10 protein-coding genes are annotated in these 14,209 nt (G+C 64.6%); 6 read left to right on the top strand and 4 right to left on the bottom strand.

Annotated features, from left to right (window positions below; genetic code table 11):
• Nucleotides 1-263 precede the first annotated feature (263 nt).
• From mnmE to GGD66_RS26265, 5 genes are all read left to right on the top strand, one after another.
• The gene (mnmE, locus tag GGD66_RS26285; protein ID WP_183259444.1) at nt 264-1,613 is read left to right on the top strand and encodes a tRNA uridine-5-carboxymethylaminomethyl(34) synthesis GTPase MnmE; all 1,350 of its coding nucleotides are present in this window, start codon (nt 264-266) and stop codon (nt 1,611-1,613) included.
• A 482-nt stretch (nt 1,614-2,095) separates the two neighbouring features.
• Nucleotides 2,096-3,976, top strand: coding sequence for a tRNA uridine-5-carboxymethylaminomethyl(34) synthesis enzyme MnmG (gene mnmG / locus GGD66_RS26280; protein WP_183259443.1), 1,881 nt, complete (start codon nt 2,096-2,098; stop codon nt 3,974-3,976).
• 108 nt (nt 3,977-4,084) lie between these two features.
• Entirely contained in the window at nt 4,085-4,756 is a 672-nt protein-coding gene (rsmG, locus tag GGD66_RS26275; RefSeq protein ID WP_409362383.1) for a 16S rRNA (guanine(527)-N(7))-methyltransferase RsmG, read from the top strand.
• A gap of 30 nt (nt 4,757-4,786) precedes the next feature.
• Entirely contained in the window at nt 4,787-5,653 is an 867-nt protein-coding gene (locus tag GGD66_RS26270) for a ParA family protein (protein WP_091965364.1), read from the top strand.
• A 158-nt stretch (nt 5,654-5,811) separates the two neighbouring features.
• Nucleotides 5,812-6,699 (top strand): ParB/RepB/Spo0J family partition protein, encoded by an 888-nt coding sequence (locus GGD66_RS26265; RefSeq protein ID WP_026202946.1) that lies wholly within the window; start codon nt 5,812-5,814, stop codon nt 6,697-6,699.
• A 150-nt stretch (nt 6,700-6,849) separates the two neighbouring features.
• Here the strand turns inward: GGD66_RS26265 and holA are convergent, their stop codons facing one another.
• From holA to leuS, 3 genes are all read right to left on the bottom strand, one after another.
• Nucleotides 6,850-7,878 carry a DNA polymerase III subunit delta gene (gene holA, locus GGD66_RS26260; protein ID WP_092251317.1) on the bottom strand — a complete coding sequence of 343 codons (1,029 nt, stop codon included), beginning with the start codon at nt 7,876-7,878 and terminating at the stop codon, nt 6,850-6,852.
• 132 nt (nt 7,879-8,010) lie between these two features.
• Nucleotides 8,011-8,562, bottom strand: a complete 552-nt coding sequence (gene lptE / locus GGD66_RS26255; RefSeq protein ID WP_092251312.1) for an LPS assembly lipoprotein LptE — start codon at nt 8,560-8,562, stop codon at nt 8,011-8,013.
• Nucleotides 8,549-11,173, bottom strand: coding sequence for a leucine--tRNA ligase (leuS, locus tag GGD66_RS26250; protein WP_183259442.1), 2,625 nt, complete (start codon nt 11,171-11,173; stop codon nt 8,549-8,551). Before leuS ends, lptE begins: the two co-directional genes overlap by 14 nt.
• Nucleotides 11,174-11,365: 192 nt before the next feature.
• Between leuS and GGD66_RS26245 the strand changes: the two genes are divergently transcribed.
• Nucleotides 11,366-12,412 carry a GGDEF domain-containing protein gene (locus GGD66_RS26245; protein WP_183259614.1) on the top strand — a complete coding sequence of 349 codons (1,047 nt, stop codon included), beginning with the start codon at nt 11,366-11,368 and terminating at the stop codon, nt 12,410-12,412.
• Here the strand turns inward: GGD66_RS26245 and GGD66_RS26240 are convergent.
• On the bottom strand, nt 12,409-14,112 hold the full coding sequence (locus tag GGD66_RS26240) for a diguanylate cyclase domain-containing protein (RefSeq protein WP_092251310.1): 1,704 nt from the start codon (nt 14,110-14,112) through the stop codon (nt 12,409-12,411). The two genes, GGD66_RS26245 and GGD66_RS26240, sit on opposite strands and share 4 nt — an antisense overlap.
• Nucleotides 14,113-14,209: the final 97 nt, after the last annotated feature.

Here is a 14,209-nt window from a genome sequence, read left to right as displayed (position 1 = left end):
TGTGCAGCTTTGCTGCAGCGAAGGTGCAGCATGGAGCTATATCGAAGCGCAGATCCGGGCTGCTCGGAAGATGTTGATAGGTCTACACAATACTTGACGCTCGTTGTGCGGACCTTCCAACCGGCGAGATTTTTGCAGCAAATTCCCGGGTCTTTGCTGCAACGCAATATGATCTTTGCTGCGGCAAATGCGCAGCAAACGGACCCACCGCGGTCTAAGGAATGGCCGGTTTGCCTTTTTGGCGCGAGCCGGACAAATAGGCCATGCACCCGCGAGACCAGACCATCTTTGCGTTATCGTCCGGCCGAGCACCGAGCGCGATTGCCGTGGTGCGCATTTCGGGTCCACAGGCCGGCCTGGCGTTGACGACCCTGGCGGGGAAGCTGCCGGCGCCGAGGCAGGCCAGCCGCCGGCTGCTTCGTGACGGCGCGGGCCAGCCGATCGACGATGCGGTCGTGCTGTGGTTTCCGGGGCCGGCCAGCGCGACCGGCGAGGACGTCGCCGAATTCCACGTGCATGGCGGCCGCGCGGTCCTGGCCGCGCTGCTTGCTGCTATTTCTGTAATTCCGAATACGCGTGCGGCCGAGCCCGGCGAGTTCACGCGGCGCGCCTTCGAGAATGGCAAGCTCGACCTCACCGAAGCCGAGGGCCTCGACGATCTCATCCACGCGGACACCGACCGCCAGCGCCGTCAGGCGCTGCGCCAGTTGCAGGGCCTGCTCGGGGACCGTGCGCGCGACTGGCGCGAGCGCATCATCGAGGCGTCGGCGCTGATCGAGGCCGGCATCGATTTTTCCGATGAGGGCGATGTGCCGGCGGAGCTAAGGGCGCCGGCAGTGCAAGCGATCAAAGCGCTGCACGATGAAATTGCAGAAGTCCTTGCAGCACAGGGACATGCTGAACGTCTGCGCGAGGGCCTCGTGGTTGCGATCGCGGGCGAGCCGAATGTCGGCAAGTCGACCCTGATGAATCAGCTCGCGCGCCGCGAGGTCGCGATCGTCTCGCCGTATGCCGGCACGACGCGCGACGTGATCGAGGTCCAGCTCGATCTCGATGGCTATCCCGTCACGGTGATCGACACTGCCGGCATTCGCGAGACGGATGATCCGGTCGAGCAGGAGGGCGTGCGCCGGGCGAGGGCCCGCGCCGAAGACGCCGACCTCGTGCTGTGGCTGGTGGAGGCGGAGCAGGCCGTCGATCCCAGTGCGATGCGGTCGCCGCGGACGTCTGATGAGGGCGATCCGTCCAATGGACCGGTCTGGATCGTCCGCAACAAGATCGACCTGAGCGAGGGCGTCGTACCGCGGGCCGAGTTCGGGATCTCGGCGAGTCGGGGGGATGGTGTCCCGGACCTTGTGGACGCGCTGGTTAAATTCGCCTCTGAGTTTTTCGGAGCCACCGAGGGCGCGCTGGTGACCCGGGCTCGCCAGCGGGATCTGTTGGTCCGGACGTCAGAAAGCTTGCGCCGGAGCCTGGACCTTGTAGAAGACGGCGAGGAGCTTGCGGCCGAAGAGCTGCGCGCTGCCGCTTATGCCTTGGGCCGATTGCTGGGCCGGGTGGATGTCGAAGACGTCCTCGGAGCCATCTTCCAAAAGTTCTGTATCGGAAAGTAAGTCTAGTTCTTCATTGTAGAACTAGCCCTTGTTCCATTCTTTGTGTTTCACGTGAAACATTCCAGGGCTCGCTCGATATCTGGATCCGCTTTGAAGTTCGGATGGGCACAGCGCGAGCACGGCGAATGGAAGTTCCCTCTCTCTGTGCACAAAGGACCGCTTCAGCGGCGCTACGCTCGCCCAATTGCGAGGAACCTCGCGACGAAGAGACCCAGACTGCCTTCTGAGGAGGGATTCTGGATTGCGCTTTGTTCGCAATGAAGAGTGTGGCGGCGAGCGGACCCAACATCCACCGGTCGGCACTTTGTCCGGGGAATGCCGATTTCGTTTCACGTGAAACACGAGCCAATCCAACTGTCATTCTACTGTGCATGGGGTTGTTTTCGCGAAATCGCTTGGGCCCCCTGATCCGTGTTTCACGTGAAACATCCGCCCACGAGTTTCTTCTTCCGGCTTTCCCGACACTGAGCTAGAAGTCCGCCATGCGAACAGTGCGAGAAAGCTTCGACGTCATCGTGATTGGCGGCGGCCACGCCGGCTGTGAAGCCGCGGCTGCGGCCGCCCGGATGGGCGCGACGACCGCTCTGGTGACGCATCGTTTCTCCACGATCGGTGCGATGTCCTGCAATCCCGCGATCGGCGGCCTCGGCAAGGGTCATCTGGTTCGGGAGGTCGATGCGCTGGACGGTCTGATGGGTCGCGTGGGCGATGCCGGCGGCATCCAGTTTCGCGTGCTCAATCGCCGCAAAGGTCCCGCCGTCCGCGGTCCTCGCGCCCAAGCAGACCGGAAGCTCTATGCCGCCGCGATGCAGGCCGCGATCCGGCAGACCGAGGGTCTCTCGGTCATCGAGGGCGAGGCTGACGAGTTGATCGTGGCCGATAGCCGAGTCACCGGTCTGCGCCTGGCCGATGGCCGTGAGCTTCGGGCAGGGGCTGTGGTTGTCACCACGGGCACCTTCCTCCGCGGTCTCATTCATCTCGGCGAGAAGAACTGGCCGGCCGGCCGCGTCGATGAGGCGCCCGCGATGGGTCTTTCCGGCTCGTTTGAGCGCGCCGGCTTCACCCTGGGACGGCTCAAGACCGGCACTCCGCCGCGTCTGGACGGCACCACGATCGACTGGTCGGCGGTCGAAATGCAGCCCGGCGACGAGCCGCCGGAGCCGTTCTCGGTGATGACCGAGCGGATCACGACCCCGCAGATCCAGTGCGGCATCACCCGGACCACGTCCGCGACCCATGAGGTGATCCGGGCCAATGTTCATCGCTCGCCGATGTACTCCGGCCAGATCAAGAGCTCTGGTCCCCGCTATTGCCCCTCGATCGAGGACAAGATCGTCCGCTTTGGCGATCGCGACGGTCACCAGATCTTCCTGGAGCCGGAAGGGCTCGACGACAGCACGGTCTATCCCAACGGCATCTCGACTTCGCTGCCCGAGGAAGTCCAGCTCGCGATCCTCGCCAGCATTCCTGGCCTGGAGCGGGTCAAGATGGTCCGCCCGGGCTATGCCATCGAATACGACCATATCGATCCCCGCGAGCTCGATCCGACCCTGCAGACCAAGCGTCTGCGCGGCCTGTTCCTGGCCGGACAGATCAACGGCACCACCGGATACGAAGAGGCCGCCGGGCAGGGCATCGTGGCCGGCCTGAACGCGGCACTGGCTGCGAGCGGGGCCGCACTGACCGTGTTCGACCGCGCAGACGGCTATCTCGGCGTGATGATCGACGACCTCGTGACCCGCGGGATCAGCGAGCCCTATCGGATGTTCACCTCGCGCGCCGAATACCGGCTGACGCTGCGGGCTGACAATGCCGATCAGCGCCTGACCGAGAAGGGCATCACTTTGGGGTGCGTCGGAAGTGATCGGACGCTGCATCACCGCGCCAAGATGGACGCCCTCAACGCCGCTCGGACGCTGTCGAAGTCGCTGACCATCACCCCGAACGAGGCGATCAAGCACGGACTGTCCTTGAACCGGGATGGCCAACGCCGGTCGGCGTTCTCGCTGATGGCCTACCCGGATATCGGCTGGAGCCAGATCCGCGCGATCTGGCCGGAGCTGTCCGCCATCGACCCTGTTATCGCCACCCATCTCGAGATCGACGCCAAGTACGATGTCTACCTCGAGCGCCAGAGCGCCGACGTCGAAGCCTTCCGGCGCGACGAGGGGATGGTGCTGTCGGAGGTCGATTACCAATTGGTCCCGGGTCTCTCCAACGAGGTCCGCGCCAAGCTGGAGAAGGCACGGCCGTTCACGGTCGGTCAGGCCGGCCGCATCGATGGCATGACGCCGGCGGCACTCGGTATTCTCGCGGCCTATCTCCGCCGCGAGGCACGGAAGACTTCCCAGGCAATCGCATAGGCGTTTCACGTGAAACAGCGCGGACCGGGCGGGGACAGACCGCTATCGCGACGACCCGGAACGGGTGAGGGCGCTGGGCGGCGTAGCGAACCGCCGGCAAGACCGAAGATCGACAAGGCCAGCGCCAATGATCAGTCGCTCGATGCCATCATCGCCGCGGACAAGATCGCGGCGCTCAAGCTCGCGCCCGTTTCACGTGAAACCGAGATACGGCTCGACCGCTACATTGCGCTGCTGCGGGAGTGGCAGGCCAAGACCAATCTCGTCGCGCCCTCGACCCTGCCAAACCTCTGGACCCGGCACATCGCCGACTCGCTCCAGCTCGTCGATCTCGCGCCCGCCGCAATGCGCTGGGCCGATCTCGGCAGTGGCGGCGGTTTTCCCGGCGTCGTCCTGGCCTGCGCCATGGCGGCGTCGCCGGGCGCGAAAGTTCATCTCGTTGAGCGAATCGCCAAGAAGGCGGCGTTTCTGCGCGAAGCAATTCGCGTCACCACATCTCCAGGAGTCGTACATCTCGCTGAGATCGGGGATAATGTGGATAGAATCACCGGCCCCGTCGATTGCGTCACCGCGCGTGCGCTGGCTCCGCTACATCAACTCATCGGCTTTGCGGAGCCGCTGATGCGCCAGGGCGCAAAGGCGTTATTTCCTAAGGGTCAAGATGTAGAGGCTGAATTGACCGAAGCCGCTAAATATTGGAATATCGATCCTCGACTCCACCCAAGCCGCACGGGTGACGGCTGGATCGTGGAGCTCGATGCCGCCGAACGGCGCAGCTGAGGCGCTCAGGGGTTGAGTGGGGAAATTTCGATGACCGTGATTGACGAGCCGCAGCAAGAGCAGACCCAAGAACCGACCAGCGAGGTGCCGCATGGCCATCCGCGCATCCTGGCGCTGGCGAATCAGAAGGGCGGTGTGGGAAAAACAACCACAGCGATCAACCTCGGCACGGCGCTCGCTGCGATCGGCGAGCGCGTCCTGATCGTCGATCTCGATCCGCAGGGCAACGCCTCGACCGGCCTCGGCATCGATCGCCGCAACCGCTCATGCTCGACCTATGACGTGCTGATCGGTGAAGCCCCGCTGCGCGAGGCCGTGGTCTCGACCGCGGTGCCGCGGCTGCACATCGCGCCCTCGACCATGGATCTCTCCGGCCTCGAGCTCGAGCTCGGCACCACGCCAGGCCGCGCCTTCAAGCTGCGCGACGCGATCGGAGCGCTCAACAACAACGTCTCGCCGGATGCCGATTACACCTATGTGCTGATCGACTGCCCGCCCTCGCTCAACCTGCTCACGGTGAACGCGATGGCGGCGTCCGATGCGATCCTGGTGCCGCTGCAGTGCGAGTTCTTCGCGCTCGAAGGTCTGTCGCAATTGCTGCAGACGGTGGAGCAGGTTCGTTCGACGCTCAATCCGAACCTGTCGATCCACGGCATCGTGCTGACCATGTTCGACTCGCGCAACAACCTCTCGAACCAGGTCGTCGCCGACGTCCGGCAGTTCATGGGCGAGAAGGTTTACAAGACCATGATCCCGCGGAACGTGCGCATCTCCGAAGCGCCGTCCTACGGCAAGCCGGTGCTGGTCTACGATCTCAAATGCGTCGGCAGCGAAGCGTATTTGCGGCTTGCCACTGAAGTGATCCAGCGCGAGCGCGAGCTGCGCGTCACGCATTGACGGAGAGATCCGTAGGGCGGGTTAGCGCAGCGTAACCCGCCGTCTATCTCGCCTCGAACAAGCCGGCGGCGGATTACGCTACGCTAATCCGCCCTACGTCCTACAAGTTTCGAAATTCAGTTCTGGAGTGCTGTAGCGTGAATCCAAGGGAGCTGGCGATGGCCGACGAAGCGCGTTCGCGACTGGGCCGGGGTCTTGCAAGTCTGATCGGTGATGTCGGCGGCGAGGCCCAGCATGTCGATCGGCCGCGCGCGCAGCGCAAGGTGCCGATCGAGTTCATCAAGGCCAATCCCCGCAATCCGCGCCGCACCTTTTCGGACACCGAGCTGAAGGAGCTCAGCGAGTCGATCAGGCAGCACGGCGTGATCCAGCCGATCGTGGTGCGTCCGGTGAAGGGCGCACAGGATCGCTTCGAGATCATCGCCGGCGAGCGGCGCTGGCGCGCCTCGCAGATGGCCGGCCTGCACGAGGTGCCCATCGTTCCGGTCGACATCAGCGACAGCGACGCGCTGGAGTTCGCGATCGTCGAGAACGTGCAGCGCGAGGACCTCAACCCGATGGAAGAGGCGCAGGGCTACCACGCGCTCGCCAACGAGTTCAAACGCAGCCAGGACGACATCGCAAAGGTCGTCGGCAAGAGCCGCAGCCACGTCGCCAACATGATGCGGCTGACGAAGCTGCCGGCGGAGGTGCAGGCCTTCATCGCGACCGGCGAGCTGACGGCCGGTCACGCCCGCGCCCTGATCGGCGTGCCGGATCCGCTCGCCGCCGCCAAGCGCATCGTCGAGGAAGGACTCAACGTCCGCCAGGCCGAGGCGCTCGCGCATGAAGAGGGCGTGCCGGAGCGCAAGCCGCAGAAGGCGCGCGCCAGCGGGGGCAAGGAGAAAGACCCTGATACGATCGACCTCGAAAAGCGCGTCAGCGATGCGCTCGGTCTCAAGGTCACCGTCAATCACCGCGACCCCGGCGGTTCGGTCCAGATCAACTACCGCAACCTCGATCAGCTCGACGAGGTGATGAAGCGGCTGGCCAAGGGCGCGCTGTAGGCCAAGCCCTCGCTGTCGTCCCCGCGAACGCGGGGACCCATACCGCGTGATTTAGCGATCGGGCCGGGGGCGCAGTACCGGACTGCAAGTCTTCGCCAAACCACTTCCTGTGATTATGGATCCCCGCGTTCGCGGGGATGACAGCGTGGCTCAGCCCCGCCGCTTTGCATTCGCAGCAATGGCCATCAATGTCCGCTGGGCGATGGCGGCGGCTAGCGTGGACTGCTTGCGGGTGTCGAGCGCCGCGGTTGCGAGCTGCTCGATAATGGCGGCGAGCCGCGCCACGCTGAAATTTCGCAGCGCCGTTTCGACCGCGGGCTTACGTGAGAAATGCAGGCGCGGATAGCCGCCGTCGAGCACAGCGGAGGCAGGCTGACCCTCGGCGATCGCGAGCGCGGATTTGTGCAGCCACGCAGCCTGGCGCTGCGCGGCGGAAATGATCACGCCGGGATAGGTGCCGGCGATCATGGCTTTTGCGAATTCGGTCTCGACGATGTCGGGCCGTCCGGCAAAGGCGCCGTCGACGATCGGGTCGAGCTTCAGCTCGGAGGCGTCGGCGACCACGGCCATCACGTCATCCAGCGTGACCTCGCCCTTGCCGTGGGCGTAGAGCGTCAGCTTGCGCAGCTCGTTGCGTGAGGCCTGGCGGTCGCCGCCGAGGAACGACATCAGCGCCGCACGGGCATCCTGCGCGATGCGCAAATTGGCGATGCGCAATTCGTCATCCATCAGCTTGGCGAGGTCGCGCTCCGTGTCGGGATAGCAGCCGATCGCCACCGCGGCCTTGGCCTTCTCGCAGGCTTTTCGCAGCGGCGAGTCCGGACGCAGCTCGCCGGCCTCGATCACGATGCGGCAATCCTTCACGCTCATCTCGGCCAGCGTGTCGATGCCGCTGGCAAAGCTGCGCGAGCCGGCGCGGATGCGGATGGCGCGGCGGCCGCCGAACAGCGGCACCGTCATGGCCTCGTCGACGAGGCGCGAGGGCTCGGCGGAGAGCTCGTCGCCGTCGAGCTTGACCAGCGAGAACGGATCGTTGGGATCATCGACTGCCGATGCGATCAGCGCATCGGCGCGCTCGCGCACCAGGCCGGCATCGGGACCGTAGAGCAGGATGATCGGGCGGCCCGCATCGGGGCGGGCGAGGAAGGCGTCGATCTCTTTTCCACGCAGCGCGACCATGTTGCCTGTTGCCTTGTCATTCCGGGGCGCGCGAAGCGCGAACCCGGAATCCAGAGGTTGGGAAACGAGATTCTCAGGTGCGCAATTGCGCACCGTAGTTCTCGCTTCGCGAGCCCCGAATGACGGGAATAATCAGGTGCCAGCGGTGAAGAACGAGGCGAGCCGGGTCGTGATGTTCTCGGCGATCTCGTTGGCGGCACGATCCTCCGCGTCGCGGACGGCGCGGGTGCGGGAGAAGCGCTGATAGGACCCGGGCATGTCATAGGACACGCGCGAGAACGTGGTGCCGGTCATCACCGACTTGCCGGTCGCGACCTCGATCAGATTGTACTGGGCGTCGATGCCGAGGTTTTCGCTGGTCGGCAATCCCGTCGTGGCGCTGACGATCAGCGAAGAACGGCTGGAGATGAAGCGGATGTCCAGCCGATGGGTCGGTGGCATTCCCGTCGCAGTGCCGTAGAGCTTGAAGGCGAGAGCATTGCGGACTTCGACACCGATGCGGGCCTCGCGGGAGGCATTGGGCTTGGCGATCGGCGGGAGCTCGACCCCCATCAGCTTCTCGCGCAAGCCGGGGGTGCCGTCGCCACGCTCGGCATACATCGGCTGGAAGCAACCAGCCGTCAGCGCCGCCAATGCGGCGACCGCCAGCAAGCGGGCTGCGATGCGGATCCTAGCCGACAACATTTACGATCCTCTTGGGGACGATGATCACCTTGCGGACGGGCTTGCCGTCCAGGGCCAGTTTTACTGCATCGAGAGCCAAAACGGCAGCCTCGATTTCCGGATTCTGGGCCGCTGTTGCAACTGTGACGTCACCCCGCTTCTTGCCGTTGACCTGGACCACGAGGGTCACGCTGTCTTCAACCAGCAAATCGCGTTCGATTTGCGGCCAATTGGCCTCGGAAACCAGCCCGCTCTGGCCCAGAGCCTGCCAGCACTCTTCGGCAAGATGCGGCATCATCGGGGAGAACAGCTGGACCAGGATCTGGCTGGCTTCCCGGATCGCCCAGGCCAAATCTGCAGCGGGCTGGCCGGGTCGCTGCAGGATCTCCGATAAGGTATTGGCGAATTCGCGGATATGGGCCAGGCAGACGTTGAAGTGCAGCCGCTCGATTCCGGTGGTGACCTTGTCGAGCGCGCCATGGGCGGCCTTGCGCAAGGCAGTCGCGTCCGGGCCGAAGCTGGCCGGCCGGGCCGCCGGCGCGGCTTTGCCGAGCTCGATGGAATCGTTCACCAGCCGCCACAGCCGCTGGACGAAACGCGAGGCCCCCTGGACGCGCTCGTCGCTCCAGATCACGTCGCGGTCGGGCGGGGAATCCGACAGCATGAACCAGCGGGCGACATCGGCGCCGTAGGTCTCGATGATGTCGTCGGGATCGACCGTGTTCTTCTTCGATTTCGACATCTTCTCGATCGGGCCGATCTGGATGTCTTCGCCCGTCGTCAATAGCGTTGCGCGGCGGCCATTTCCGCCGACCTCGACCTTGACCTCGGCCGGCTGCACATAGGTGCCGTCGGCCTTCTGGTAGGTCTCGTGCACCACCATGCCTTGCGTGAACATGCCGGCGAACGGCTCGTCCAGCGCGATGTGCCCGGTCGCCTTCATCGCGCGGGTGAAGAAGCGGCTGTAGAGCAGATGCAGGATCGCGTGCTCGACGCCGCCGATATATTGGTCGACCGGCAGCATCCGGTTGGCGACGGCGGGTGTCGTCGGCGCGGTCTCGTTCCAGGGATCGGTGAAGCGCGCAAAGTACCAGGACGAATCCACGAAGGTGTCCATGGTGTCGGTTTCGCGCTGGGCTTTGCCGCCGCATTTGGGGCAGGTGACGTGCTTCCAGGTCGGATGATGGTCGAGCGCATTGCCGGGCTTATCGAAGGTCGCATCGTCAGGCAGCGTGACCGGCAAATCGGCATCCGGTACCGGCACCACATCACATTTCGGGCAATGGATGACGGGAATCGGGCAGCCCCAATAGCGCTGGCGTGAGATACCCCAGTCGCGCAGGCGGAAATTCACCTGGCGCTCGCCGACCGGCGCGTTGCCGCGCAGCTCGCTTTCCAGACGTTTGGCGACCTCGTCCTTGGCCTGCTCGATGGTCATGCCGTCGAGGAAGCGCGAATTGATCATGCGGCCGTCACCGTCATAGGCGGTGTCGGTGATGACGAACGACTTCGGGTCCTGGCCCTCGGGGCACACCACCGGCGTATTGCCGAGATTGTACTTGTTGACGAAGTCGAGGTCGCGCTGATCGTGCGCCGGGCAGCCGAAGATCGCGCCAGTGCCGTATTCCATCAGCACGAAATTCGCGACATAGACCGGCAGCTTCCAATTCGGATCGAACGGGTGCACCGCACGGATGCCGGTGTCAAAGCCCTGCTTCTCCGCGGTGTCGATGATCGACTGCGCGGTGCCGATCTTCTTGATGTCGGCAATGAACTCCGCAAGCTCAGGGTTCTTCGCGGCGGCTGTTTGTGCCAGCGGATGATCTGCCGAGATCGCCATGAATTTCGCGCCGAACAGCGTGTCCGGGCGCGTCGTGAAGATCTTCAGCTCACTCTCGCCGGCGGGCGTCGTCGCCTGATCCAGCGCGAAGCGGACCAGCAGCCCTTCCGAGCGGCCGATCCAATTGCGCTGCATCAGCCGCACCTTGTCGGGCCAGCGATCGAGCCCGTCGAGCGCGGACAGCAGCTCCTGCGAGTACTTCGTGATCTTGAAGACCCATTGGCTCATCTCACGCTGCTCGACGATCGCACCGGAGCGCCAGCCGCGCCCGTCGATCACCTGCTCGTTGGCGAGCACGGTCATGTCGACCGGATCCCAGTTGAGCTTGCGCTTCTCGCGCTCGGCGAGGCCGGCGCCGAGCATGTCCAGGAACATCTTCTGCTGATGCTTGTAGTAGCTCGGGTCGCAGGTCGCGAATTCGCGTGACCAGTCCAGCGACAGCCCGATCGAGCGGAGCTGCTTCTTCATCGCGGCGATGTTGTCGTAGGTCCAGGCTTTCGGCGCGACCTTGCGCTCGATCGCGGCATTCTCGGCCGGCAGGCCGAAAGCGTCCCAGCCCATCGGATGCAGCACGTTGAACCCCTTGGCGCGCATGAAGCGGGCCAGCACGTCGCCGAGCGTATAATTCCGGACATGGCCGATATGGATGCGCCCGGACGGGTAGGGGAACATCTCGAGCACATAGTATTTCGGCCGCGAATCGTTGTTCTTGGAGACGAAGATCGCCTGTTCGTCCCAGAGGCGTTGCCAGCGCGGTTCGGCGTCGCGGGCGTTATAGCGTTCGGAGGTCATGGAATCGTTGGGGTTTTCGTGGGTTCGGCCGTCTCAAGACGGCGGACTAGGCCATAGAAGTCCTTAGGGGGTCAATGGGTTGCCCACGGTTTGGAACCTTGCCGGCGCCTCCGCATAACTACGAAGGTCGGCGTTGGGGTGTGATTAAGGGGTCAATGCCAATTTGCGGCCCGACGAGACCGCATGAGTGCGATGGATTCCAGCTTCGACGAGCCCGATTACGACTATGCCGCGTCCATTGCCGGACGGGCGATGCGGAGCATGGCCGAACAGCGGATTGCGCCGACCCCGGCCAATTTTGCCGTCTGGTTCCTGTATTTCGGGGACGGCCATGAGGATCTGCGCAACGCGATCGATCTCCTGATCGACCACAATCGTCCGTTCGACGCCCGAACCAATCAGGACCTGTTCAAGACCTATGTCGCGCCCCAGGTGAGTGCCGCCGTGGTCGACACGTCCGAGCGGTTGCAGGCGCTCATGGGGGCCGCGAAGGAGTTTCTGGCGACCGCGATCGCCGACAATCATTCGCAGATGCAGGTCATCAGCGAGGTGGCGGACCAGGGCAAGGCCGGCGTCGATCCGAAGGCGCTGGTTGCCCAGCTCATGAACGAGCTGGCACGCGCCGCCACACGGGCGACGCGGCTGGAAGCAGGCTTTGCGGAAAAGACCCGCGAGCTCGACGTGATCCGCGATTCGCTATCGAGGTCCGAGGAGCGCGCCCGGACCGACACGCTGACCGGCCTCGCAAACCGGCGGGCGCTCGACGAATTCCTGCGCAAGGCGCTGGCGACTGCGGCGTGGGGCGAGCCGCTCAGCGTGCTGATGCTCGACATCGACCACTTCAAGACCTTCAACGACAATTTCGGCCACGGCGTCGGCGACCAGGTGCTGCGCCTGATGGCGAAGGTGCTGCGTGAAAAGGTTCGCGAGCAGGATCTGCCGGCCCGCTATGGCGGCGAGGAGCTGATCGCGGTGCTGCCGGATGCCGATCTCGCCACCTGTGCCGAGATTGCCGAGCGGATCAGGCACGCGCTCGCCGAGTGCACGATCACACGCCGCTCCACCGGCGAGGTCCTGCCCAGCATCAGCGTGTCGATCGGCGTGGCGCAGTACCGGGCCGGCGAAGCGATCACCGATCTCATCGAGCGTTGCGACCGCGCGCTCTATCTCGCCAAGGGCAGCGGCCGCAATCGCGTGGTGACGGAAACCGAGCTCGATCGCGTGGGGACTGCGGGTTAGGCGCTCGCCGCCATCATCATTTCGACGGCGCCGGTCTCGATCGCCTGCACGCCGTGCTCGACGACATTGTTGCGGCCGCGGTGTTTTGCGGCGTAGAGCGCGGCGTCGGCGGCTTCGATCAGGTCGCCGGGACGCAAGGCCTCGTTCGGCTTCGTCGCGGCAACGCCGATCGAGACGGTGACGATCATGTGGGCTGAGGTGATGTGCGGCAGGCACAGCTTCAGCACGGCCGCGCGGGCCAGCTCGCCGATTTCGACGGCGCGGTTCACATCGGTGTTCGGCAGCAGCAGGCAGAACTCCTCGCCGCCATAGCGCGCCGCAAAGCCCATCGTGTCGGCGGCGATGCCGGACAGCGACTCGCCGAGCCTGGTCAGGCAGGAATCGCCTTCGAGATGGCCATAGGTGTCGTTGAACAGCTTGAAATGATCGACGTCGATCATCAGCAGCGCGAGGTCGCTGCCATATTGCTGCGCGCGCATCCATTCGAAGTCGAGCCGGCTCTGGAAGCCGCGACGGTTGGCGAGCCCCGACAGCATGTCGATCGAGGCCATTACCGTCAGCCGGTCGTTGCTCGCGATCAGCTCGCGCTCGCGCTGGCTCAGCTGCGCCGCCATCGCGTTGAACGCGCGGGCCAGCGGCACGAACTCGGCCGGCAGGCGATTGCGCGCCGCGCGGGCCGACAGATCGCCCTCGCCGAGACGCTTGGCCATGTCGACGAGCATCTCGATCGGCTTGATGACGAGCTTTTCGGCGGCGATCAGCGCGCCGAGCAGGACGAACACGACGACGAAAGCGAGCTGGAGATAGGCGGTGCGGATGTCGCGGTTGACCGCCGCGGACACCTTGTCTTCGTCGATGCTGGCGATCAGGCGGGCGTTGGTGCCGGAGATGCGGATGTAGCTGACCGCGCGGCGCGAGCCGTCGGCGGCGAGGAAAGACAGTGAGCCTTCATCCTGGTCGGAACGCAGCGCCCTGTCGGCGATCGCCGACATCAGCGGCATGTTGTCGAGCGGACGGCCGACTGCGCTGTGCTGATCGGCCGGCGCGGCCAGCACGGTGCCTGCGCTGTCGACCAGCACGGCCGTGATGCCGGCGCGGCCGCCCAGATTGCTCATGACCTTCGACATCCAGTCGAGATTGACCGTGGCAAGGACGACGGCATCGGACACGCCGCTGAAAGCCGATACGGGATAAGCCGCCATCACCGTCGGTGCTGCTATCGGCCGCGACAGGATGAAATCGCTCAGCACGAAGCGGCCGCTCGTTTGGGCCTGCTGAAAGTAGGGCCGGTCGCTCAGGTCGAGGCCGACATACATATTGTTCGTCGCGCACTGGATGCGCCCGTCTGCGCCGGCGATCAAAAGCGTGCGGATCCAGGGCAGGTTCGACGGCAGGCTCGCGCGCAGCACGTCGCAGCTCTTGCTGACGCCGCCGGCGGAGGCGCGGATGAAGGCCTCCGATTTCAGAATGGTCTCGACCGACGAGATCACCTCGCGTTGCGCATCGGCGCTGTGCCGCGCGACGGTGGTGAATTCAACCGTGGCCTGTGCGATCTGCCGGGTGCGGGTATCTTCGAGCGAACGGATGCGCTCGAGCATCAAGGGTGCCACCAGAATCACCGCGAGCAATGCAAGCCGCGCCCGGATTCCGAGAACCTGCTTGAGTTTCGCTCGTTTGCGGTTGAGACTGATTGTTGCCATCTTCGCTACCCACCCCGTCGGCCAAGGTAAAGCGAAGGGTTCAAAAACTCTTTCTTGAACTCGGTAAAATTGGACTTACCTCGGTCAGGATCATAGC

The organism is Bradyrhizobium sp. CIR48 (assembly GCF_014198315.1).
In the GTDB taxonomy this organism is placed as follows: Bacteria; Pseudomonadota; Alphaproteobacteria; order Rhizobiales; family Xanthobacteraceae; genus Bradyrhizobium.
The sequence above is the reverse complement of the archived record's forward strand: the minus strand, read 5'-3'. Positions and strand labels throughout refer to the sequence as shown.

What these genes read in the sequence shown, in the direction of transcription:
- mnmE (WP_183259444.1), top strand. Translation starts at nt 264, where the DNA reads ATGCACCCGCGAGACCAGACCATCTTTGCGTTATCGTCCGGCCGAGCA.
- mnmG (WP_183259443.1), top strand. Translation starts at nt 2,096, where the DNA reads ATGCGAACAGTGCGAGAAAGCTTCGACGTCATCGTGATTGGCGGCGGC.
- GGD66_RS26270 (WP_091965364.1), top strand. Translation starts at nt 4,787, where the DNA reads ATGACCGTGATTGACGAGCCGCAGCAAGAGCAGACCCAAGAACCGACC.
- GGD66_RS26265 (WP_026202946.1), top strand. Translation starts at nt 5,812, where the DNA reads ATGGCCGACGAAGCGCGTTCGCGACTGGGCCGGGGTCTTGCAAGTCTG.
- holA (WP_092251317.1), bottom strand. Translation starts at nt 7,878, where the DNA reads ATGGTCGCGCTGCGTGGAAAAGAGATCGACGCCTTCCTCGCCCGCCCC.
- lptE (WP_092251312.1), bottom strand. Translation starts at nt 8,562, where the DNA reads ATGTTGTCGGCTAGGATCCGCATCGCAGCCCGCTTGCTGGCGGTCGCC.
- leuS (WP_183259442.1), bottom strand. Translation starts at nt 11,173, where the DNA reads ATGACCTCCGAACGCTATAACGCCCGCGACGCCGAACCGCGCTGGCAA.
- GGD66_RS26245 (WP_183259614.1), top strand. Translation starts at nt 11,366, where the DNA reads ATGGATTCCAGCTTCGACGAGCCCGATTACGACTATGCCGCGTCCATT.
- GGD66_RS26240 (WP_092251310.1), bottom strand. Translation starts at nt 14,112, where the DNA reads ATGGCAACAATCAGTCTCAACCGCAAACGAGCGAAACTCAAGCAGGTT.